We start from the raw sequence: 21502 nt of genomic DNA, 5'->3' as shown, positions 1-21502 counted from the left end.
CCTACTTCATGGGCACCAGCTTGACCTCGAACACCTTGGGCCAGCGCTTGCCGGTGACGAACAGCCGGTCACCTGCCGCGTCATAGGCGATGCCGTTCAGCACGTTGTCGACGTTGGGGGCCCGGCCCGACAGCGCCTCCAGCGGGGTCAGGTCGATCCAGCCGGTGACGGCGCCGGTGGTGGGGTTGATGCGGGCGATCAGGTTGGTCTGCCAGATGTTGGCCAGGATCTCGCCCTTGACGAACTCCAGCTCATTCAGGTTGCGGATGGGGTAGCCATTGTCGGTGACGGTGATGCGCCCCGTTTCCGCCAGCGTCTCCGGATCCAGGAAACGCAGTTCCGGCGTGCCGTCGCTCATGATCAGCCGGTGGCCGTCCTGGGTCAGGGCCCAGCCTTCGCCGCGATAGCGGAAGCTCTTCCGCTCTTTGAAATCGCCCAGGCCGTAGACGAAGCCGACCTCGCTGCGATAGGTCAGCTGCACCAGCCGGTCCTTCCAGTTGACGATGCCCTCGCCGAAATACTGGGACGGCAGGTCATGGCTTTGCACCACCTTGCCCGTCGCCAGTTCCACCTTGCGGACGGTGGACTGCCGTTCCAGGCCGGTGCTCTCGTACAGGAAGCCGTCCAGGTAGAAGAGGCCCTCGGTGAAGGCTTGGCTGTCGTGGGGATAGGTGCGCACCACCTCCACCCCATATTTGGCCGGCGCCACGGCCTGGGGTACCGGCTGGAACGCCGCCTGGGCCTGGGCGGCGACGGGCCAAGCCGCCGGGGACAGGGCTCCCAGGACAATAGCCATCAGCGGGGCGCGGACCAGTGGGACGCGGAGTCGGGACAAGGGCATGGGGGCGGGGCTCATGCGGAATAAGGGGCAGGGGCGTTATACGAGGGGCGGGCGCGGCCGTCGTCGGTCACGGCGCCGCGGCGGTGTCGGCCAGGGGATTTGGCGGTTCCTCCGACGGGGCGTCGCCCTCGGCCGGGACGTCAGGCTTCAGGCCCTGGCCCGTCACCTCGATGCCCCATTCCTCCACCAGCGCCTGGCGTTGCTCATCCAGCTCCCGGATTTTGGCCTGGTCACGGGCGACGGCCCAGCCGGCCACCAGGGGCGGTATGCCGAAATAGAGCAGCCAGCCCACGCCAGCGGCGGAATACATGACCAGCCAGGTCACGGGCTGGACCAGCAGGCCGGCGGCATAGTCCATGGTGTGGCCATGCTGCCAAAGCTGGATGCAGAAGGGCATGACGCCGCACAGGTTCAGGCCACCCACGGTCACCGCCGCGGGCTTGTCCGGGTCGCGGTCGACAATCCACGCCACCAGCGTGGGGATCATGCCGATGACGGTCAGCACCGAGGTGGGCAGCACCAGCGCGCCCAGGGGCAGCAGCAGCACGGCGGCGGCCAGCAGGCCGCCATAGCTGCGGCGTCGGGGGGATGAGGCGCTGTTCATGGCACCACCCTGGCTCACTTCACGCCCGCCATCAAGGTGACGATCAAGGCCAGGCCGGCCAGGGAGATGCCGCTGGCCACCATGGCGGCCACCCGCTTGCCCTTGGACACGGCGACGTCGCTGCGGTCGCCCAGTGTTTCCTCGATTTTGCTAATGCGGGCCGTCAGGCTTTCATGCCGGCGCATCGCGTCCAGGAAGCCATGGTGGTCCTGGGTCAGGGCCTTGGGGTCGTCGACGATGCTGAGCAGGATGTCCAGCACGCCCTCGCGTGCCGCCTTCTGCGCCGCCACGCGCACCTCCTCCCGCTTTTTCAGGTTGCGGAAGCGCTTGAACGACGGTTCCAGGATGCTGGTCATCCACAGGGCCAAGCCTGGAACCTTGGGCGGGCCCGCCCGGCGCTGGGTGTCGGCCAGGATGGCCAGCACCCCCACCGGCCGCCGCGCCGACTCCGCCGCCAGCGTGGCCAGCAGGCGCTCGTTCAACTTGGGATTGCGGGTGGCGACGAAGGCGGCGACATGGCGGTCCATGGGGTCCCGTCCCGGGCCGGCGCCTGCGCCCACCACGTCCAGCGCCGCCATCAGGTCACCCAGCGTCAGGGGGTAATCGTCGGCCACGGCCGGGCTGAGGCAGGGCGCCACCTGGTTCAGGCCGTACAGCGCGCGCTCGATGCCGAATCCGGGGCTGGTGTTCTCCAGCACGGCGCGCACCGCGTCGAACTGCTGGATCATCAGCACCTGCTCGGCCTTGTATTCCGATTGCACGCTGATCCAGAAGGCCGGCAACTGGCCCACGATCATCTCCGCCAGGGCCTGGCCGCCCTCCCCGGTGGCCAGGGCCTCGGCCAGGGCGGTGCCGAAGCCGTCCGGCATGATGGCCCGGCCCTTGTAGCGCAGGGGGCCTGGGGGATCGAGGGCGGTGCAGACGCGCGACACCAGCCGCTCCTCCACGTTGGAGGCGCGGCCGCCCGAGGTGGCGGTGCGGATGGCGTTGGCCACGGCTTCCGCCCGTGGCTCGTCATTCAGGGACCGGCGCAGCCAGCGATCCAACTCCCCGCGCTCGATCACCTGGGCGGCGGCGACGGGGGATTTGGAAAAGGCCCAGGCCGCACCCCGGACGTGCCAGATTTCCCGACCCTGGAATTCCATGGGGCGCGGTGCCCGCTTAGGCAGCTGCGCCTGCTTGGGGCTGAGGCGGCGCCCTTGCATCCACATGTCCAGGTCGTTCAGGGTCCAGCGCTGGCGGGCGTCGTCGGTGATCAGGCCGCGCAGCGGCTCCACCAGCGACTGCGGGATGCGCACGCCCGACGTCAGCGCCGAATACGTGCCCCTGTCCATGCGCGCCTGCAGCAGCGTCTGGTCGTCCAGCCCCCGGCCGGGTGCGCGCCCCAGGTATAGGGTCAGCAGGGTCACGCCCAGGGCGTACAGGTCGTCGGCGATGGTGCCGTTGCCCCGGCCGGCGCGGTCGGCCAACGCGCGCTCCAGCGGCTCGAACACCAGGGGCTGGGCATAGCCGGGGGGCAGGCTGACACAATCGCCGAGAACCACCGCCGCCGCCGCCGATTTGCGGATGAACAGGTTGGTGGGGTTGAGCGCGCCACAGCTCAAGCTGCGCTGGGCGATGTCGCGCAACACGGCGGTCAGCTGCGGCAACACCACCCGCACCAGCGCGTCGTCGGCGATGCCCTCGATGACGTCGTCCAACCGTTCCATGATGCGGCGGCCGGAGGGCCGCTCGAACACGCAAACGAAGCGGCGTCGATGTTCGGGCGTCCAATCGACCACACCCCAGTCCATGAGGTGCAGCAGGTTGTTGTTGTCGATGGCGCGAAAGCTGCTCATCGCCTCGATGCGCGGCGGCACGGGCTGTTCGCAGACGATGGCGAACAGCTCCGTCTTTTTTTCGCGCATGCGGTGGCACAGATAGGCGCGGCCGCCCGGCATGTCGAAGGCGGGCAGGGGGGCGCTGGGCTGGATCTCCGCCCGGCCGCCCAGGTCGACAGGGCCCAGGTCGGGAACCGGAAACTCTCTATTCGCCGCCGCCATCACACCCCATCCGGCCGGCGCCCGGCCAACCTCTCGCCCTCCGACCGCGCCCCCGCGTCCGGCATTCCCGATCATGCCCCATGGCGGGGGCGGCGAACAAGCCGGCTGGCCGGAATAGACAATCGGATCAAAGCCATTGGCCTAACGGCCGTCCTGTCCGCGCCGGGCCGTCGGCTGAAGGGCTCCTGACTGATTCCCAAGGCGGATTGCGATGGATCAATACCCCCGGCGCGGCGGCAGGCGCATGATGTCTGGCACATACCGTCCGGTGGCAACATCGTTGCCCTGCTAAACCACAGGGTTGATACTGCGTCCCGCTGATGCGCGAAATCGGGACCCTACTGATCAGGATGCCTTTCTTATGCTGTTTTCTGGCGATGATTCTTCCAGCGGCGTGGCTGCGCCTGCGGGCGAGGGCACCTTCGCCGTGGAGCGTCGCTGGCGGCCCCTGGTGCTGGTCGTCACCTTGGCCGCCCTATCCTTCGCCGGCCTGTTCGCCGCCGGCCTGGGGCGGGAAAACGGCATGGGCACGCCCCTGGTCATGGCACTGGGGGCCCTGGGCATCGTTGCCGGCCTGACGCTGGCGGCCCTGGTGCATGGGCGCGTGCGCCGGCATGAGGTGTTGCGCAGCCAGGTACGCCAGCGCACCTGGGAACTGGAACAGGCCCGCCACCTGGCCGAGGAACAGGCGGGCGCGCTGGCCGCCACCATCCGCGACCTGCGCGTCGCCGCGCGGGTGATCGAGCATAGTGTCGACGGCATCATCGTCACCGACGCCGACAACCGCATCGTCCTGGTCAACCGCGCCTTCACCGAAATCTCCGGCTACGCGGCCGATGAGGTGATGGGCCAGGACCCCCGCCTGTTGAACTCGGGCCGCCAGGGGCCGGAGTTCTACCGGGTGATGTGGCGCGCCTTGCGGGATGAGGGCAGCTGGACCGGCGAGATCTGGAACCGGCGCAAGGACGGCACCCTTTATCCCGAATGGCTGCGCATCACCCTGCTGCGGGATGAGGCGGGCGCCATCACCCACCACATCGCCGTCTTCAGCGACCTGACCGCCAAGAAGGAGGCGGAGGAGCGCAACCGTCATCTCTCCTATCATGATCCGCTGACGGGCCTGGCCAACCGCGCGCTGCTCATCGGCCGGGTGCGGCTGGCCCTGGCCAACGGTCGCCGCACGGGGGAGCCGGTGGCCCTGCTGCTGCTGGATCTGGATCATTTCAAGCTGCTGAACGACACCCGCGGCCATCCGACGGGGGACGCCGCCATCATCGCGGCGGGAGAGCGCATCCGGCGCACGGTGCGGCCGGGCGATACCGTGGCCCGCCTGGGCGGGGACGAGTTCGCCGTCATCCTCACCGGGCTGTCGCAGGGAAGCACGCCCCTGACCGGCGCCGACAGGCGGGAGGAAGCGCTGGCCGCCGTCGGCCAGGTGGCTGAGCGGCTGGTCGCCGCCTTCCAACAGCCACTGATGCTGGAGGGCAACGGCGGCGGGGAGGTGCGGCTGGCTTGTTCTGTCGGCGTGGCCGTGGCCCCCGCCGATGGCGACACGTGGGAGGCTTTGCTGCGCCATGCCGACGTGGCGCTGTATGCCGCCAAGCACGCCGGCCGCGACCGCTATCACTTCTTCACGCCCGAGATTGGCGACCGGGTGCGCGACCGCACCTGGATCGAGGAGGGCTTGCGCCTTTCCCTGGGGGTGGCCTCTGGCGGGGGCGACGATGCCGAGGTGCAGGGGTTCAGCCTGGCCTACCAGCCGCAATACCGGCCCGCCGCCCACGGCGGGGCCGGTGTTCTGATGGGGGCGGAGGCGCTGTTGCGCTGGAACCATCCAGAGGATTTGAGCCCCGTGTCGCCCGCCCGCTTCATCCCGGTGGCGGAGGAGACGGGCCTGATCGTGCCGCTGGGCGACTGGGTGTTCCGCACGGCCTGCCGCACCGCGCGCAAGGTGCGGGAGCGGGGGGTGGTGGGTTTCAAGATGGCGGTCAACCTGTCGGCGGTGCAACTGCGCGACAAGGGCTGTGGCGAGCGCCTGCTGCAAATCCTGACGGAGGAGGGCTGCACCCCCGCCGACATCGCGCTGGAGATCACGGAAAGCGCCCTGATGGGCGATGCCGAGGGCAACCTGCAGGCGGTGCATGAGCTGCGCGCCAATGGCTTCCGCTTCGCCATCGACGATTTCGGCACCGGCTATTCCTCGCTGGCCTACCTGCGCAAGTTCGCCGCCGCCTATGTGAAGATCGACAAGTCCTTCGTCGACGGCCTGCCCGGCGATGACGCCAGCCGCCAGATCGTGGCCGCCGTCATCGCCATGGCCCACCATCTGGGCCTGGAAACCATCGCCGAGGGCATCGAAACCCAGCCGCAGCTGGACTGCCTGCACGAGCTAGGCTGCGACATCATCCAGGGCTATTTGCTGGGCCGCCCCATGCCGGAGGCGCAGCTCATGGCGCTGCTGGCGCCGGCGACGGCCCCCGTCTAATACCCAGCGGCACGAGACAGTGGCTCGTGCCGCTGTAGGCCCCGAACGGGGCTGCCGGAGCGAGCACCGTAGGGCGCAGCGAGGACAAGCCTAGGCGGACGGATGTCCGCCGCCCGGCGACTGAGGGAGCCTTTGAACGGTCACGTTCAAAGGCCGCGCGTATAATTGCCCAAATCGACCCCAGCCTTCCAGTCGGTGCCGGCCTTGTAGATGCCCAGGCGCTTCATCTCGGTGGTGAAGCCCTCCCAGCGGGCGGCGGTCATGCGGCCGATGGCGTCGGGGCCGGTGGCATTGGAACCGGCCGGTGTGCCCTCCACGATGCCGTTGTCCACCAGGGCCTTGCGGCCATAGGCCAGGGTCTCCGCGTCCATATCGGGGTTGGACTTGCGGATCAGGGCGTCGGCGGCGGCCGCGTCGCCGTGCAGGTAGTGGCGCCAGCCCTCCGCCGTGGCGGCGACGAAGGCCTTCACCGCCGCCGGATGGGCCTGGATATAGGCGTCGTTGAACATCACCAGGCCGCTGTAGCCGTCATAGCCCTGGTCGGCCAGCAGGAAAACCTTCACGTCCGCCCCGGCCTTCTTGGCGATCAGCGGCTCGCTGGTGACATAGCCCTGGGCCGCCGCGGCGGGGGTGGTGAGGAAGGGCGCCAGGCTGCCGGTGTAGCGGCGGATCTGGCCGTCCTCATAGGGGTACTTGCTCTTCAGCCAGCGCCACAGGGTGTTGATGCTGGGATCGCCCAGGAAGATGGGGCGGCCCTTCAGGTCCGCCAGGCTGGTGGTGTTCTGGGCGTGCGCCATCAGGATGGTGGGGTCCTTCTGGAACATGGACGCCACCGCCTTCACCTTGGCGCCCGCCTCCACCAGGTTCAGCACGTAGAAGGCGTTGGAGCCGATGGTGCCGTCGATCTTGCCGGCGGCCAGCATCTGCTGCGCGCTCATCCCTGGGCCGCCGGGCACGATGGTCACGTCCAGCCCGGCCTTCTGGTACAGGCCCTCCGCCACCGCCTGGAAATAGCCGCCATGCTCGGCCTCCGCCTGCCAGTCCAGCATGAACACCAGCTTCTCGGCGGCGCGGGCCGGGTGGCTCAGGACCGGGGCGGTCAACAGGGCGGCCAGCGCCAGGCCGGCCTTCAGCAGGGCGCGGCGGGGGTGACGGGCAGGCATGGGGGCTCCCTCATCTCTCTCGATGGTCGACGGGGGCGGAGCATACCCACAGACGCCAGGGGACGGAAGCGGTGGCGGGATTTGCGGCTTGCGGCCAGGGAAGGCGGCCCTATAAGACTCAAGGGTGATTAACCCCTTGCTCTGGAAAGCCGTCCCCGACCATGCCGTGCCGCCCCTCCTTTCGCCGGAACGCCTATGCCTGCGCGGAGGGCCGGTCATGAGCCGCTGGCTGTTGGTGACGGGCGGGGCCAAGCGCCTGGGCCGCCTGATCGCGCTGACGGCGGCGGGGGCGGGCTGGGACGTCGCCCTGCATTGCCATGCCTCGGCGGAGACCGCCGAGGCCACGGCGGATGAGGTGCGGGCGCTGGGTCGGCGCGCCGTGGTGGTGCGGGCCGATCTGGCCGATCCCGCCCAGGTGGAAACCCTGCTGCCCCAGGCGGCCAGCGCCGCCGGCCAGGCCATCCAGGGCCTGGTCAACTCCGCCTCGCTCTTCGAATGGGATGACGCCGCCAGCCTGACGGCGCCGGGATTCCTGACGCACCAGACGGTCAACACCCTGGCGCCGGTGCTGCTGATCCGCGCCTTGCACCAAGGGCTGGTGGTGGAAGGGGCGGAACGGCGCGGCGCGGTGGTCAACATCCTGGATTTCAAGCTGGCCAATCCCAACCCGGACCACCTGTCCTACACCCTGTCCAAGTACGCGCTGGCCGGGGCCTCGCGCGTGCTGGCCCGCGCCCTGGCGCCCACCGTGCGGGTCAACACCGTCTCCCCCGGCTATGTCCTGCCGGCCCCCGGCCAGGACGAGGCGGAGTTCCAGCGCCTGAGCCGCCGCAACCCCCTGGACCGTGCGCCCGACGCGCAGCAGGTGGCCGACGCCGTGGTCTTCCTGCTGAACCACGACACCATCACCGACCAGGACATCGCCGTCGATTGCGGCCTGCATTTCCTGAGCCTGGCGCGCGACATCGGCATCGCCTGACGGGCACGCCGTAGGGCCCGCCGCACTGGTGCCGTCGCTCAATCTGATATGTCTGGAGAAGGGGAACGGATGGTGGGCGCGGTAGGGATTGAACCTACGACCCCCGCCGTGTGAAGGCGATGCTCTCCCGCTGAGCTACGCGCCCATCCGTCCGGGCTGTGCCAGCCTCTGCTGGCGGCAACATGATCTAAGGCATTGATCATGTTGGTTTCGACGAATGGTGGGCGCGGTAGGGATTGAACCTACGACCCCCGCCGTGTGAAGGCGATGCTCTCCCGCTGAGCTACGCGCCCATCCGTCGTGGGGGCGGTTTGTAGAGGGATGGGGGGCTGGTGTCAATATGCTTGTTCGGGGCCGATGATAAATCCATTCTGGTGCCGTCCCGGGGACCGGTCGGGTGCTGGGACAGGGGTTTCTGAGGGAAGGAATGGGTATGCGCGTCGCCTTGTGCCTGAGCGGCCAGCCGCGGACCTGGCGTCATTGCATCGACAGCCTGTACCGCTTCGTGGCCGGCCACGAGGTCACCACCTTCCTGCATCTGTGGGATGAGGTGCCGGCGGAGGAGCGGACGGAGATGCTGGCCGCCTATCAGCCGGCCGCGCATCTGGTGACGGCGCGTCCGCCCTTCGCGGCTGAGAAGCGGCGCATGGCGGAGCGCTGGCACTACCGCCCGCCCTTTTCCATCTTCGACATGTTCCACGCCGTGCAGCAGGTCCTGACCCTGGCGCTGGGCCATAAGGGGGCGGACGGCAAGGCGGCCCCCTTCGACGCCATCATCCGGGTGCGCTATGACAGCCGCTTCGACGACACCCTGCCGGATGACTGGTTCCGCACCCCCGGGCTGATCACCCCCGACAGCTGGTCCCCGCCCGCCGGGTACAACGACCAGTTCGCGTTCGGCCGTCCGCCCTTCATGCGCCTCTACGCCGCCTTCGCCACCTGGCTGCCCCGGGGGATGGAGGGGCATGAGCGGCCGGTGTTCCAGCCGGAGGTGGTGCTGCGGCATTACCTGGACCGCGTGGCCATGGTGCCCGTGCGCCAGGCGCCGCTGCGCATCACCCTGCTGCGCGAGGGGCAGGAGGATGTGCCCTTCGACAAGCTGACGGACCTGCCCATGGTCCACGCCCAGAAGGCCGCCGCCTGGAAGCAGTACGCGGTCGAGGGCCTGCCGCCGGAGCTGGTGGAAAAGCTGGACTTCTCCCATTACGCCGAGGCGCCGCTGGTGGTGGACCAGCAACTGGAGGCCCTGCTGGCCCCCATGGGGGAGGAGGCGCGACACGCCCTGCTGCGGTCCCCCTGGGCCGAGCGCATCGTGGCCGTGGACTCCTTCCTGGCCGCCCAGGTGTCGCAACGCTCCGGCAACGGCACCCTGACGGGAGAGGAATATGAGCGGCTGCGCCTGCTGTGCGCCGGCCTGATCTACCGCATGCCCCGGGACAGCATGATGGACCCGGATTCCGCCATCCTGCACGTGCTGTCCTGCAACGTGGTCGACGCCACGCGGGTTTCCGAATGGCTGAACGTGGTGGGCGATCCGGGGCGGGCGGCGCTGCAGCGCCGGCTGACGCGCCTGACCATCCTGGCGGCGGCCATCGCCCACGCCGACCCCTTCGAGCAGGACTTCCGCCTGGGCTGGCGCCTGAACTGAGCCGTCAGGGGGCCGGCTCCACCAGCGGCGCCAGGCTGCGCAGTGCGGCCAGCGCGTCGGGCGTGTCCACGTCCAGGTGAACGCCGTCCTCGGCCGGCACCTCCGCCACGCGGTCGGCATGAAGCGCCAGCAGCCCGCGGGCACCCTGGTCGCCGCTGATCCCGGCCATGGCGGGAACCAGGTTCGCCGGCCACAGCACGGGATTGCCGCGCCGCCCGTCCGCCACCGGCGCCACGATGGCACCGCCACGCTCTTGCCGGAACCGCGCCAGCAGCCGGCGCTGCAGATCCGCAGTGACGCGCGGCATGTCGCCCAGGCACACCAGCACGCCCGCCGCATCGGCGTCCAGGCCGGCCAAGCCGGCCTTGAGGGAAGCGCTGAGCCCCGCCGCGTGGTCTGGCGCCTCGATGAAGCGGACCGCCAGCCCGGCCAGGGCGGCCCGCACCTCGGCCGCCTGGTGGCCCAGCACCACCGTGACCCGGCCCGGGTTCGCCGCCAGCGCCGCCGTCACCGCGTGCCACACCAGCGGGCGCCCGGCGTAGTCGGCCAACAGCTTGTTGCTGCCCATGCGCCGCGCGGACCCCGCCGCCAGCACCAGGGTGGTGACGGGGGCTACCGCCGCGTCGGCAGTCGGCGGCGCCGCGCGCTGGCGTGGCATGGGGCGGCTGGGGATGTCCGTCAGCAGGCCGCCGACGCCCATGCCCATGATGTCGTCCGGCGTGACCTCCACCCCGGCGGCGATGCGCTGCAGGATCCAGTCGAAGCCGTTGACGCGGGGCGAGCGGGCGCAGCCCGGCAGGCCCAGCACCGGCACACCGTGCAACCGGGCCAGTAGCATCAGGTTGCCCGGGTCCACCGGCATGCCGAAATGCAGCACCTGGCCGCCCGCGCCCTCGATGCCGGCCGGCAGGACGTCGCGCCGGTCGGTGATGGCGGAGGCGCCGATGACCAGCAGCAGGTCAAGGTTCTGGCCCGCAAGCGCCTCCAGCGCTCCGGCCACGGACGCCGCGTCATGGGCCGTGCGCCGTTCGGCCACCAAGGTCCCGCCCACCTGGGCCAGGCGGGCGGCGGTGACGCCGGCGGTCTTGTCCAGGGTGACGGCCTTCAGGCCGGGCAGGCGGGTCTGCACCAGGCCGGCGCGGACGCCGCGCCAGGGGGCCAGGCGGAGGATGGGGCCGGCATCGCCGGCATCATCCGTGGCCACCTCAGCCACGCGGATCAGCAAGTCCGCCGGCACGGCGAAGGGGATGATCTTGACGGTGGCGGCCATGGCGCCCGCCTCCAGGGGCGTATGCGCGGCGACGGTGGCGACCGTCACCGCCTCATGCACCCGGTTCAGGCGGTTGAGGCGCGCGGCATCCACCAGCAGCAGCCCGGCGCGCTCCGCCATCAGGTTGACGCGGCCGGTGGTGGCCCGCGTCAGGGCCAGTCCGGGGCCGGCGATGGCGCCGGCCACCCGGGAGGCCGCCGCATCCTCCCCCACGTCGCCCGTTTCCAGCCGCACAGCAACCACCTCGGTCACGCCGGCGGCGGTCAGGTCCGCGAGATCGGCCTGCGTCAGCCGCTGTCCCTTGGGATAGCGCAGCGCCCCTGCCTTCAGGCTATGGGCCAGCACGGCCCCCTCGGCATCGGCGACGGGCAGGGGGCCGAACAGCATGGGCGTCAGCGCCCCGCGCCGGCGCGTTCGGCCTTGGCGCCGCGCAGGGCCAGGGTCACCTGCGCCAGGATGGACACCGCGATCTCCGCCGGAGTCACGGCGCCGATGTCCAGGCCGACGGGGCCCTGGATGCGTTCCAGCGCCGTGGGGCCGAAGTCGGCCATGCGTTCCAGCCGCCGCTGATGGGTCTTGCGGCTGCCCAGGGCGCCGATGAAGAAGGCGTCGCTTTCCAGGGCCGCGCGCAGGGCCGGTTCGTCCAGCTTGGCGTCGTGGGTCAGGGTGACCACGGCGGTGCGCCGGTCGGGCGCCAGGGCCGCCACGGCGTCATCCGGCCATTCCCGCACCAGCGTGACGCCAGCGGCGTCGGGGAAGCGGGCGGCGCTGGCGAAGGCGACGCGCGGGTCCACCACAATCACCTCATAACCGGCCAGGCGGGCCATGGGCGCCAGCGCCTGGGCGATATGCACCGCCCCCACCAGGACCAGGCGCAGGGGCGGGTTCCACACCTGCGCGAACCATTCCCCGTCCATGTCCTCCCCCTCCGGGTCCTCTCCTTCTGGGGCCCGGGGGGTGATGAGGGTGGAGCGGTCGCGGGCGATAGCATCGAGCACCTGGGCGCGGATGTCGTCGGGCAGGGCGGTTTCGCCCTGCTGGCGGTCGGCCTCCACCAAGGTCTGCTGTCCCGTGGCGAGGTCGGTCACCAGGGCGGCCGGCCGCTTGGCATCCGCGGCGGCCAACAGGGCGGAAAGCAGCCGCCGGCGGGTGGCGCCGTGGCCAGGGCCGACGGGGGCCACGTAGATGCGCACGGTGCCACCGCAGGCCAGCCCGACCTCCCACGCCCGCTCATCGGGCACGCCGAAGGTCAGCAGCCGCGGCTCCCCATCCTCCAGGGCGCGCAAGGCCTCTTCCACCACCGCGCCCTCGACGCAGCCGCCGGAGACGGAGCCGATCATGGTGCCCGCGGCGTCCACCGCCAGCTTGCTGCCCACCGGCCGGGGGGAGGAGCCCCAGGTGGCGATGACGGTGGCGATGGCCGCCGGGCGCCCCTGGGCCAGCCAGCCCTCGACCGTGCGCAGGATGGACAGCTCGTCCACCGGCGCGTTGACGGTGAACGGAATAAGGGGGGCGGACGGATCAGCGGTCATGGACACCAACGCATGGGACACCATTACGGGACCTGGGCTGCTGCATTGTCGATGGCGACATGCCCAGTCTTCCCCAGATAAGGGGTGTGGGGGTACTTTGCCAGCGCGGACATTGTGGGCGGATACGGATTCCAGCAGACCGTACTTTGGTGGTGTTGCGCGGATAAATCGTAAGTCCTACGGTGTCTTCATCCTGTCACGCGTGCGGGGCTTGGCCATGATGTGCGGCGAGATGCGGTATTCTTCTAAGATTGTCCTGGTTCTCCTGGGGGCGCTTGCAGGGCTGGTGGTCGCCATGGGCCTGTCCGGCCTGATCCTGACCGCGGTGTGGGGGGACGCTGTACCCCCGTCCTGTGTGGCCGGTGGTGGCCTGTTGCTGTTCCAGGCGGCAGCCACCGCCATCCTTTACTGGCGTCGTATCCGTGGGGCGCGGCGTGCGGGGCAGTTGGTGTCCACCCGGGCTACGCGCGGTGTGCGCCTCATGGGGGCGGAGGCCGCCTTTTTGCCGGTCATCATTTGTGTGCCGGCCATGGCGACGGGGCGTGGCGCGTCGTTTCAGGAGTGGACGCCGCTCCTCCTGACGTTGCTGGCCGCCGGCTTGCTGGTCATGCTGGCCGCCTTCCGCCTGACGCGGGCAGAGCCCTGAGCGGCCCGCTCGCCTAGCGGATCAGCACGATCAGCAGCAGCAGGACCAGGACCAGCAGCGGGATCCAGATCATGGGGCGCAGACCGGCATGGGTGACCGGGTGCGCCACTGTGGGCGCCGGTTGGGCGTCATCGGGCGCCGCTGCCGGAGACACCGGTTCAGGGGGAGGGAAATGCCGGCCGATCCCAGCGCCTCCGCCTCCGTCGGCCGCACCTGATGCTCGATGGCGCGGGCGTGGGCTTCCGGCTCCAGGGGCAGGGTGGCAGGTTCGGGGGCGGCCTCGGACGCGGCCTCTGACTGGGCGGCTATGACCAGGGACGGCGCCATGGCCTCGCTCAGCGGCGCCATCTCGACCAGCGGGATGGACTCCGCCGGCACCGCTTCGGAAATGGCGGCGGCGTCGACGGCAGGTTCGGCCAGGGCCACATCCGCGACCAGGGCGGCGTTCGGGCCGCTCGCGGCCTCCAAGAGAGCCGCCAGGTGGGCGAAGAAGGCGCGGGTGTCCTCCTCGGCGCCCACGTCGATCTCCGCGTCGAAGGCCAGGCGCGTCCGGCCGTCGTCGGCGACGGCCAGCCGAACCCGTGCCCGTTGGCCGTCACCGTTCAGGACGCAGGCATGGGGCGGTTCCAGGTCCGACAGGGTGAGGGTGCTGGAATATCCCGGCGGCACGCTTTGCCGCAGCACCTCGGCGTCGGTCAACGCCGCCCACACCCGGTCCTGCGGGGCCGCGATCAAATATTCGCCGGTAAAGTCCATGGGGGACGTCCTTATTCTGCCAATTCCCGCGACCGTACTGGGCAGGCGCCTTTGGGGCAAGTGTCTGGAAAGCCGCGCGTTCCGGCATCATGGGGCCTGGTGGTGGCGGCGTGCTGGCGGATGCCTGACCATTTGGCATAGGCTTCATTGCGCCGTGTCGGCAAAAACACCCTATTTTCATTGCCGAACGGAAAGGGCGATCTTCGACAAAGGCAATAACCGCGAGGGTGATCTTGGCCTAATGACGGGAGCGTTGTGGCCTCTATTAGGGGAAGTCTGTCCTTCCCTTGAGATCCGATTCGATTCGCGGTAGGGTGGTGTATTATGATCATGATACCGCCGCCCCCTGTCCTGGACCTCAGCCCCGCCCACCCCCCGGCGGCGTCGCTGCATGTCGACCGGGTGGACGCGGTGCAGGAGCGTGAGGCGCGGCAGCGGGACCGCCGTCGCCGCACGCCCGCTGAGGCGGGGCAGCGTCATGGCCGCTCCCTCTTCGATGACATCGTGGATGAGGCCGACCCCACCGGCGCCCTGGAACCCCACCATGAGGAACGGCTGCGCCAGAACCTGCGCGGCCTCGTCCGCAGCGGGGCCCCGGTGGCGCCACCGGCCCCGGGCCAGGAACTGGCGCATGTGGTGGACCATCTCGCCCCCCAGCATGCGGAACTGAGCGATGCCGAGCGGCTGGAGAACGCCCGCCTAGCCGACGCCCTGCGCCAATGTCTGGCGGTGCACAGTGACGGTGCCCGCAAGATCGCCAGCTATCTGCAGGCCCTGTTGGCCCAGAACGGTGAGATCCATCATGTGGAACTCACCGTCTGACACGACCGCTTGGCGTGGGGCCGTCCGACTGGGCGTCAGCTGGTGCGCCGGGCGCCCAGGGGCAGGCTCAGCAGCGCCTCGCGCCGTTGTTCCTGCCGCAGGCTGAGGTGACGGACCGCCAACAGGTCGCGCTGCGCCACCAGGCCCACCAAACGGCCGCTGTCCCGTGACAGGACGGGCAGGCGGCTGTGGTCGGTGGCCCCCATGCGGTCGGCCACCCGCCCCACCAACTCGTCATCATAGGCGACGGCCACCGATCCATGGGCGCATTGGTCGCCCAGCGTCCAGCCCTTTCCGGCCGCGCCTTCCTTGTCCCACTGCCCATCCCTGGCCCAGCGCAGCGCATCGGTGCGCGACGCCATGCCCACCACCTGGCCGTCGGCGTCCACCACCGGATAGCTGCGGTGCCGGGTCCTGGGCGCCTGTCCGTCCTCCTCGGGTCCGGTGAAGAACGCCAGCGCGTCGGTCAGGGGCATGGCGGCCGGCAGGGTGTCCACCGGTTGGGCCATCACCTGGGCCACACGCATGGTCTCGAACGGGTCGACGGCGTATTCGCGCACGATGTGATGCCCGCGCCGGGCCACCTTCTCGGTGAGGATGGAGCGTTTCAGCAGCAGCACCGTGGTGCCGTGCGACAGGGCGCAGGCGATGGCGAGCGGCAGCAGCGCACCGACGTCGTGCGACAGTTCCAGGGCGAAAATCATGGCGGTCAGCGGGGCCCGCATGGTGCCGCCCATCATGGCCGCCATGCCCACCAGCGCCCACTCGCCAGCCTCGCCCATGGGCGCCACGGCGCCGAACAGGGCGCCCAGCGCGCCGCCCATCATCAGTAGGGGCGCCAGCACCCCGCCCGACGTGCCGGACCCCAGCGCCACCGACCAGATCACCGCCTTCACCGCCACCAGCGTGAGGGCGGAGGCCGGGGGGATTTGCCCGTGCAGCAGCCCGGCGATGTTGTCATAGCCTACGCCCAGCGCGCGCGGGTCGATCAGGCCGCCCAGGCCGATGAACACGCCGCCGATCATGGGCCACCACATCCAATGCAGGGGCAGGCGGCCGAACAGGTCCTCGAACCCGTAGACCAGGCTGGTCAGAAGGCCGGAGCCCAGGCCCGCCAGCACGCCCAGCACGGCGCACAGGGCCAGGCCCGTCGCCGGCAGCGCGGCGCTGTCGGCCAGGGGAAACAGCGGGCCGGCGCCCAGCAGGGCGGGCCGGCAGGCGGCCGCCACGGCGGCGGCGATGGCCACCGGGATGAAGCTGCGCGGCTTCCACTCGAACAGCAGCAGTTCCACGGCCAGCAGCATGGCCGCCACCGGGGTGCCGAAGGTGGCGCTCATGCCGGCGGCGGCACCCGCCACCAGCAGGGTTTTGCGCTCCGCATCCGTCAGATGGAAGAACTGCGCAAAAAGGGAACCGATGGCGCCGCCCGTCATGATGATGGGCCCCTCGGCGCCGAACGGCCCGCCGCTGCCAATCGAGATGGCCGAGGACAGGGGCTTCAGCAGCGCCACCTTGGGCTGGATGCGACTGCGGCCCACCAGGATGGCCTCCATGGCCTCCGGGATGCCGTGTCCCCGGATCTTCTCGCTGCCGTAACGCGCCATCAGTCCGATGATCAGGCAGCCGACGACGGGCACCAGGGGCATGAAGGGCCCCCAGATGCTTTGGGCGATCACGGCCGGCGCGGTGCTGAGCCGCCCGAAGTAGAACAGGTTGGTGGCAAGGTCGATCAGGCGCAGCAGCACCCAGGCGGTGCCCGCCCCGGCGGCCCCCACCACCCCGGCCATGGCCATCAGCATCAGCAGCCGCCGGTCGGCGCTGAAATCGCCCAACACGTGGTCCTGGGTCACAGGGTCCTGGGGCGTCTTGGTGGCCTCCTGCGGCGCGGCCGGGCGCGCCTCACCGGGCTGGCCGCCCAACAGCAAATCATTCGCCATCGCATCAACAACCGTTAAAAAGGGGAAAGCCGGACCCGCCGGCCGATGGCTTGAATATATCGTATTGCGATATTTATGAAGAGGCCATCCGACAGTGCTGTATTGCGTCCCGACTGCAGGAGTGGCCCCCCATGCCCGATACCGTGGAATCCCTCGAAAAGGCGGACTATGAGCTGCTGGCGGAGTTCCGGCACATGCTGCGCTGTTTCCTGTCCTTCAGTGAGGACGCGGCGGCGGAGGCCGGGCTGACGGCGCAGCAGCATCAGGCGCTGTTGGCCATCAAGGGCTATCCCGGTCGCGACCATGTGACGGTGGGGGAACTGGCGGACCGGCTGTGCGTGCGCCCGCACAGCGCCGTGGGCCTGATCGACCGCCTGGAAAGCCATGGCTGGGTGCGCCGGGCCCCGGGGCCGGAAGACCGGCGCCAAGTGGTCATCAGCCTGACCCCGGCGGCGGAGGATTCTGTTGGCCGGCCTGTCGCGGGTGCACCGGGACGAAATCCGCCGCCTGTCCCCCCTGTTGCGCACCCTGTTCGACCGGCTGGAGGGTTAAGGGACGCGCGCCCGCAATTCAGCGGCAAAGCTGTAGATCTGCACCAGATAGCCGTCCAGGTCGCGCATGAATGCGGACGGGTAGGGCGTATCCATGTCGCGCCGTTCCAGCAGTTGGCCACCAGCGGCCAGCCATTCTTGTACCAGGCCTTCCACCTCTGCCGGCTCGTCCACCTCTATGCCCAGATGGTCGATGCCACCCAGGCTGCCGACAGGGCCCGTGGGGCCGGTGTCATATTCCCGCGTCTCTTTCCGATCGGTCAGGTTCATGACATAGCGCAGGCCGGGGGCGGCCAAGGTGATGGTGTGGGGCTCCGTCCGCACCCGGGCCAGACCCATGATGCGCTGGTAGAAGGTGGCGGCGCGGTCAATGTCGGTCACGACCAGCACGATGTGGCGAAAGCCCAATGAGGCGGCCATCGGCATCCCCCTAAACGGCGCGGGTGAGGGTGATGGCGTGCTCGGGGCAGGCGGCCACGCACAGGCCGCAGGCCCGGCACTGGTCCGCCCGCACGGCGAAGGCCTGGTGATAGCCGTGGAAGAAGCCCTTTATCCGGCCACCCAGGCTTAAGTCCCGGCGCTCCGCCTCCGGCAACACCCCGATCTCAAAGACGTCGTAGGGGCAGACGCGCACGCAATCGTCTTTGCCTTCGCAGCGGTTGCGGTCGATGCGCGGGACGATGACGCCAGGGTCCTGCTTGCAGGACAGGTTGCCGGTCACGATAATCCTCCGTAAATATGAGTAAAAGCTCGCATCATAGTAGGGGGCCGCGTCTTGGCTGAAAACTCGCGTTCCGAACGGCCTGCGGCGGCTTGCCCAACCCCAAGGAAACGGCCGCGCCAGGCCCGGTCCCGCGCCTTGGTGGACGCCATCCTGGATGCGACCGCTCGCGTTCTGGTGCGCGACGGCTACGCCGCCTTGACCACCAACGCCGTCGCGGTCGCGGCAGGGGTCAGCATCGGCTCGCTCTACCAGTATTTCCCCAATAAGGAGGCGCTGGTCCTGGCTCTGCGGGAACGCCATGTACGGCATATGAGCGCCCTGATGATGCGGGAGGCCGCATTTTGGGACGCGGCGGAGCAGGACGTACCCCTGGAAGCCTTGATCACCCGCACCATCCATGTCGCCATGGTGGCGCACCGGCTGGAGCCTGCGCTGCACAAGGTGCTGGCGCTGGAGGCGGCGCACCTGGAAGCCCACCATGAGGAGGACGGAACGGAGGGCGTGCTGAGGGCCCTGCTGGAACGCTATTCCCAGGGACCGGACGCCGAGGTCACCGTGCCGATCTGGATGTCGCCACCTTTGTCGTGGGACGCATGGCCCACGCCCTGATCCATGCCGCCGTTCTGGACCCGCCGCCGGGCGCCGACCCGCATACCCTGGAGCGGGAGACGGTGCGGGCGGTGATGGCCTATCTGACGGCGTAGCGTGGGGGTTAAGGAAGCGGGTCCAGGCGCAGCGCCCGGCTCGGCGGTGGGGGAACGTGGCACGGGGCTGAAAGCGGCGGGGCGCCATCCGGCCGGTTCAGCGCCACATCCTGGCCGGCGGCGCACCGCGCTACCACCGCCTGGAACAGGGCCATGGCGTCACCCGCCAGGGCATGCCCTTCCATCCCGGTCACCACCGGATCGCCTGACAGGGGGCCGCAGCGGTCGCCGGTGTCCAGCGTGTAGCGGGCGCCCCGCCAAAAGCCATGGGTGCCCGTGCAACTTTGCTTCAGCACATGCTCCAGTACCTCATCCGCCGATGGCGCCCCCGTGTCCACCCAGCGGGCCGAAACACCCAGCCCAGCCAGGCTATCGGCCCAGTTGGTCCAGCGCTCCGGTCCCCCGCCCGTCAGCAGCAGGGACAGCGCGCGGGTGGCGGCGGGGCTGCCGGCCACCGCCTGGCGCAGGCTGTCGCCGGCGCTGACGCCATCGTGCGCCGTCATGTCGGCCCACAGCGCGAACAGGCCCGTGTCGTCGGGCTTGCCGGTCCGGCGCAGCGCCTTGTCCACCAGCCAGTGGGCGACGAAGCCGCAGGCATAGGGCATCCGGTTGCGCGCCGTGGTGGCGGGGTTGTCCAGCGGACGGTCGCCCAGGCTAGTGACGCACAAATCCAATTGGATCTGAACCTCCGGCAGGGAGGGCAGCGCGCCGTGGCGCATGACCAGGCCCGCGGCGTAGTCGGCCGCCCCTTCGTTCATCCAATCGGGGAAATCGGCATTGTCATGGCGGCGCAGGAACAGGTGGAAGGTTTCATGCGCCAGCACCCGGTCCCGCTCCGGCTTCAGTTCAAGCCGCGGCACCCGCCAGACGCCGCCGACCTGCAGCAGCATCACGCCGCCGCCGGTGACGCTGCCCCGCAGGAAGGGGGCCGGCTGGTCCTGATAGACGATGATGGGGGAGACGGTGTTGCCGCGTGGCGACAGGCGCGCACGATAGTAGGCCAAGGCACGGGCCAGGCCCGGCGCCACCTCATCCCGCCAGGCGGCGGGCAGGTCCGGCCGCGCGACAAGGCGCCCCAGGCCCGGATGGACCGCGTCAATGGGCCTGACATAACCCGCGGGGCCGACGAAGAAATAGCCCTCCAAGGCGCGGCCGCCTGCCGGTTCGGTGGGGATGGTCCCCTGGCTCAAGCCGGTCGCCAAGCTGTCCGAGCGCACCAGCAGGAAAGGCCCATAGACCAGAAACCCTTGCGGCCCCAGCCGCAGCATCACCGGATAAGTTCGATCGACGACGCGCTTATCCTCATCGATCAGCAGGCTGAACTCCCTGAAGGCTCGACCATCCGCCGCCCGCACCTCCTGATTCTGCAGAACCAAGCCGGGGGTTTCCATCCGCCATACCGGATTCCGCCAGGCGACCGGACCTTCGCCCAGGCTCAGGCGCGTGACAGGGGTGTCCAGGCGGTAGGTGGCGCGCAGGCTGGCGCCCTGGGGGCTGAGCGTGATGTAGGCGGCCGGCGGGACCGGCGGCACGGTTGCCCGCGCCGGCCAACCCATCAGCAGCGCCAGGAGCACCAGGACGATGGAGGTGCAGTGTCTAGGCATGGTGCTGCACCCGGGCATTTGGAAGGGCCGCCGGTTCGGACGGTGGTGGCCTTCAGGCCCGCCGGCCGCCAAAGGTCAGGATCAGGAACAGCGCCAGCGCCGCCAGGCCCGGCCAGAACAGCAGGTGGTTCAGCCCCTCCCAATGCGCCATGTCGCGCACCGAGGTGTAGGGGTTCACAAACAGGTCGATCTTGTCGCTGAGGCTGAGATCGCCTGCCTTGAAGCGGTCCGGGGACTGGCCGAAGATCTGGCCGATGGCGCCCGCCATGTCCGCCAGCGCGCGGGAGGGCGCGCGGATGCGGTCCACCGCCTGCTGATAGGCCAGCACGTGGTTGCCGATCAGGCCGATGATGGCCACCCACTTGGCCGCCTGGCGCAATCCACCCGCTTCCGTCGCCATAGTTCGCCTTCCCAATCAGAATATTCCGCAAGCTAGAGCAGATCGCGTAAAGGCGGAATCGCCTTGACGCGTGAATCTGCTCGCGGACAAACTCAGCTAGAGCCGGTTGTGGTTCCGATCAAACGCAACCGGTTCTAGACGGCCGATGGGAGAAGCGCAAAAGCAAAACGGCGCGGTCCCGAGGAACCGCGCCGTTTCGTTACTCAGGCGATCCGACGAAGGATCAGGCCTCGGTCTCTTCCGTGGCCTCGTCGGCGGCTTCCACCACCTCTTCGTCCTCGTCCTCATCACGCTGGCCGGCGACCATGCCACCGCGAGCGGCCTGCAGGCCGGCTTCTTCGGTGGTACGGGCGACGTTCACGGTGATGCTCACCGACACTTCCGGATGCAGGACCAGACGGACCTTGAACAGGCCCAGGGTCTTGATCGGGGTGTCGATGGCGACCTGGCTGCGCTCCACGGCGGTGCCGGCGGCGGTGACCGCCTCGGCAACGTCACGGGCGCTCACCGAACCGTACAGAATGCCGGTTTCGGCAGACTGGCGGATGATGATGACCGACAGATCGTTGATCTTGGACGCGACCTTCTCAGCCTCGACCTTGCGCTCGGCGTTCTGCGCTTCCAACTTGGCCTTCTGGCTCTCGAAGTAAGCCAAGTTGTCCTTGGAGGCGCGCAGGGCCTTCTTCTGGGGCAGCAGGTAGTTGCGGGCGAAGCCGGGCTTCACCGTGACCACTTCGCCCATGCGGCCGAGCTTCTCGACACGCTCCAGCAGAATGACTTCCATCGTTCCTACT

The 21502-nt window shown here is 69.6% G+C and carries 20 protein-coding genes, 2 tRNA genes and 1 pseudogene; 8 read left to right on the top strand and 15 right to left on the bottom strand.

Going from position 1 to position 21502, the window contains the following annotated elements:
• Window position 1 precedes the first annotated feature (1 nt).
• The 3 genes from UCD39_RS00980 to UCD39_RS00970 form a co-directional block, all read right to left on the bottom strand.
• Complete coding sequence (locus UCD39_RS00980) at window positions 2-841, bottom strand: glutaminyl-peptide cyclotransferase (RefSeq protein WP_330494285.1); 840 nt, start codon at window positions 839-841, stop codon at window positions 2-4.
• A 67-nt stretch (window positions 842-908) separates the two neighbouring features.
• Window positions 909-1445 carry a hypothetical protein gene (locus tag UCD39_RS00975; protein ID WP_330494284.1) on the bottom strand — a complete coding sequence of 179 codons (537 nt, stop codon included), beginning with the start codon at window positions 1443-1445 and terminating at the stop codon, window positions 909-911.
• Window positions 1446-1459: 14 nt separating this feature from the next.
• Entirely contained in the window at window positions 1460-3487 is a 2028-nt protein-coding gene (locus UCD39_RS00970; RefSeq protein ID WP_330494283.1) for a serine/threonine-protein kinase, read from the bottom strand.
• Between the two features lie 361 nt (window positions 3488-3848).
• On the opposite strand from UCD39_RS00970, the gene UCD39_RS00965 reads away from it, so the two are divergent.
• Window positions 3849-5972: a putative bifunctional diguanylate cyclase/phosphodiesterase gene (locus UCD39_RS00965; protein WP_330494282.1), complete on the top strand. Its 2124-nt coding sequence runs from the start codon at window positions 3849-3851 to the stop codon at window positions 5970-5972.
• Window positions 5973-6118: 146 nt separating this feature from the next.
• On the opposite strand, the gene UCD39_RS00960 is transcribed toward UCD39_RS00965, so the two are convergent.
• Window positions 6119-7135: an ABC transporter substrate-binding protein gene (locus UCD39_RS00960; RefSeq protein ID WP_330494281.1), complete on the bottom strand. Its 1017-nt coding sequence runs from the start codon at window positions 7133-7135 to the stop codon at window positions 6119-6121.
• A 217-nt stretch (window positions 7136-7352) separates the two neighbouring features.
• Between UCD39_RS00960 and UCD39_RS00955 the strand changes: the two genes are divergently transcribed.
• Window positions 7353-8114 (top strand): SDR family oxidoreductase, encoded by a 762-nt coding sequence (locus UCD39_RS00955; RefSeq protein WP_330494280.1) that lies wholly within the window; start codon window positions 7353-7355, stop codon window positions 8112-8114.
• Between the two features lie 70 nt (window positions 8115-8184).
• Here UCD39_RS00955 and UCD39_RS00950 read toward each other — a convergent pair.
• Together UCD39_RS00950 and UCD39_RS00945 are read right to left on the bottom strand one after the other, a co-directional pair.
• A tRNA-Val gene (locus tag UCD39_RS00950) sits at window positions 8185-8259 on the bottom strand.
• A 73-nt stretch (window positions 8260-8332) separates the two neighbouring features.
• Window positions 8333-8407, bottom strand: a tRNA-Val gene (locus UCD39_RS00945).
• Between the two features lie 140 nt (window positions 8408-8547).
• Here UCD39_RS00945 and UCD39_RS00940 point away from each other — a divergent pair.
• Window positions 8548-9762, top strand: a complete 1215-nt coding sequence (locus UCD39_RS00940; protein ID WP_330494279.1) for a hypothetical protein — start codon at window positions 8548-8550, stop codon at window positions 9760-9762.
• A 4-nt stretch (window positions 9763-9766) separates the two neighbouring features.
• On the opposite strand, the gene UCD39_RS00935 is transcribed toward UCD39_RS00940, so the two are convergent.
• Window positions 9767-11419 (bottom strand): NTP transferase domain-containing protein, encoded by a 1653-nt coding sequence (locus tag UCD39_RS00935; protein WP_330494278.1) that lies wholly within the window; start codon window positions 11417-11419, stop codon window positions 9767-9769.
• A 5-nt stretch (window positions 11420-11424) separates the two neighbouring features.
• Window positions 11425-12564 (bottom strand): XdhC family protein, encoded by a 1140-nt coding sequence (locus UCD39_RS00930; RefSeq protein WP_330494277.1) that lies wholly within the window; start codon window positions 12562-12564, stop codon window positions 11425-11427.
• Between the two features lie 232 nt (window positions 12565-12796).
• On the opposite strand from UCD39_RS00930, the gene UCD39_RS00925 reads away from it, so the two are divergent.
• Entirely contained in the window at window positions 12797-13210 is a 414-nt protein-coding gene (locus UCD39_RS00925; protein ID WP_330494276.1) for a hypothetical protein, read from the top strand.
• A 69-nt stretch (window positions 13211-13279) separates the two neighbouring features.
• Here UCD39_RS00925 and UCD39_RS00920 read toward each other — a convergent pair whose 3' ends face one another.
• The gene (locus tag UCD39_RS00920) at window positions 13280-13966 is read right to left on the bottom strand and encodes an SRPBCC family protein (RefSeq protein WP_330494275.1); all 687 of its coding nucleotides are present in this window, start codon (window positions 13964-13966) and stop codon (window positions 13280-13282) included.
• Between the two features lie 324 nt (window positions 13967-14290).
• Between UCD39_RS00920 and UCD39_RS00915 the strand changes: the two genes are divergently transcribed.
• Window positions 14291-14788, top strand: a complete 498-nt coding sequence (locus tag UCD39_RS00915; protein WP_330494274.1) for a hypothetical protein — start codon at window positions 14291-14293, stop codon at window positions 14786-14788.
• Window positions 14789-14823: 35 nt separating this feature from the next.
• Here the strand turns inward: UCD39_RS00915 and UCD39_RS00910 are convergent, their stop codons facing one another.
• Window positions 14824-16725: a chloride channel protein gene (locus tag UCD39_RS00910; protein ID WP_330494273.1), complete on the bottom strand. Its 1902-nt coding sequence runs from the start codon at window positions 16723-16725 to the stop codon at window positions 14824-14826.
• Between the two features lie 131 nt (window positions 16726-16856).
• On the opposite strand from UCD39_RS00910, the pseudogene UCD39_RS28380 reads away from it, so the two are divergent.
• A pseudogene (locus UCD39_RS28380) lies at window positions 16857-17096 on the top strand (winged helix DNA-binding protein); the annotation flags it as partial.
• Window positions 17097-17273: 177 nt separating this feature from the next.
• Here the strand turns inward: UCD39_RS28380 and UCD39_RS00905 are convergent.
• Window positions 17274-17696 (bottom strand): VOC family protein, encoded by a 423-nt coding sequence (locus UCD39_RS00905; RefSeq protein WP_330494272.1) that lies wholly within the window; start codon window positions 17694-17696, stop codon window positions 17274-17276.
• Window positions 17697-17706: 10 nt separating this feature from the next.
• A complete protein-coding gene (locus UCD39_RS00900; RefSeq protein WP_330494271.1) occupies window positions 17707-17997 on the bottom strand; it encodes a 4Fe-4S dicluster domain-containing protein in 291 nt (96 codons plus the stop codon).
• Window positions 17998-18138: 141 nt separating this feature from the next.
• Here UCD39_RS00900 and UCD39_RS00895 point away from each other — a divergent pair, with 141 nt between their 5' ends.
• Window positions 18139-18609, top strand: coding sequence for a TetR/AcrR family transcriptional regulator (locus UCD39_RS00895; protein ID WP_330495469.1), 471 nt, complete (start codon window positions 18139-18141; stop codon window positions 18607-18609).
• On the top strand, window positions 18594-18704 hold the full coding sequence (locus tag UCD39_RS00890) for a hypothetical protein (RefSeq protein ID WP_330494270.1): 111 nt from the start codon (window positions 18594-18596) through the stop codon (window positions 18702-18704). Before UCD39_RS00895 ends, UCD39_RS00890 begins: the two co-directional genes overlap by 16 nt.
• 8 nt (window positions 18705-18712) lie before the next feature.
• On the opposite strand, the gene UCD39_RS00885 is transcribed toward UCD39_RS00890, so the two are convergent.
• The 3 genes from UCD39_RS00885 to rplI form a co-directional block, all read right to left on the bottom strand.
• The gene (locus tag UCD39_RS00885) at window positions 18713-20308 is read right to left on the bottom strand and encodes a hypothetical protein (protein WP_330494269.1); all 1596 of its coding nucleotides are present in this window, start codon (window positions 20306-20308) and stop codon (window positions 18713-18715) included.
• Window positions 20309-20360: 52 nt separating this feature from the next.
• Window positions 20361-20708: a hypothetical protein gene (locus tag UCD39_RS00880; RefSeq protein WP_145730628.1), complete on the bottom strand. Its 348-nt coding sequence runs from the start codon at window positions 20706-20708 to the stop codon at window positions 20361-20363.
• A gap of 223 nt (window positions 20709-20931) precedes the next feature.
• Window positions 20932-21492 (bottom strand): 50S ribosomal protein L9, encoded by a 561-nt coding sequence (gene rplI / locus UCD39_RS00875; RefSeq protein ID WP_330494268.1) that lies wholly within the window; start codon window positions 21490-21492, stop codon window positions 20932-20934.
• Window positions 21493-21502: the final 10 nt, after the last annotated feature.

This window comes from Nitrospirillum karajorum, from assembly GCF_036348415.1.
GTDB lineage: Bacteria > Pseudomonadota > Alphaproteobacteria > Azospirillales > Azospirillaceae > Nitrospirillum > Nitrospirillum amazonense_B.
This window is presented reverse-complemented; position numbering and strand designations above follow the sequence as displayed.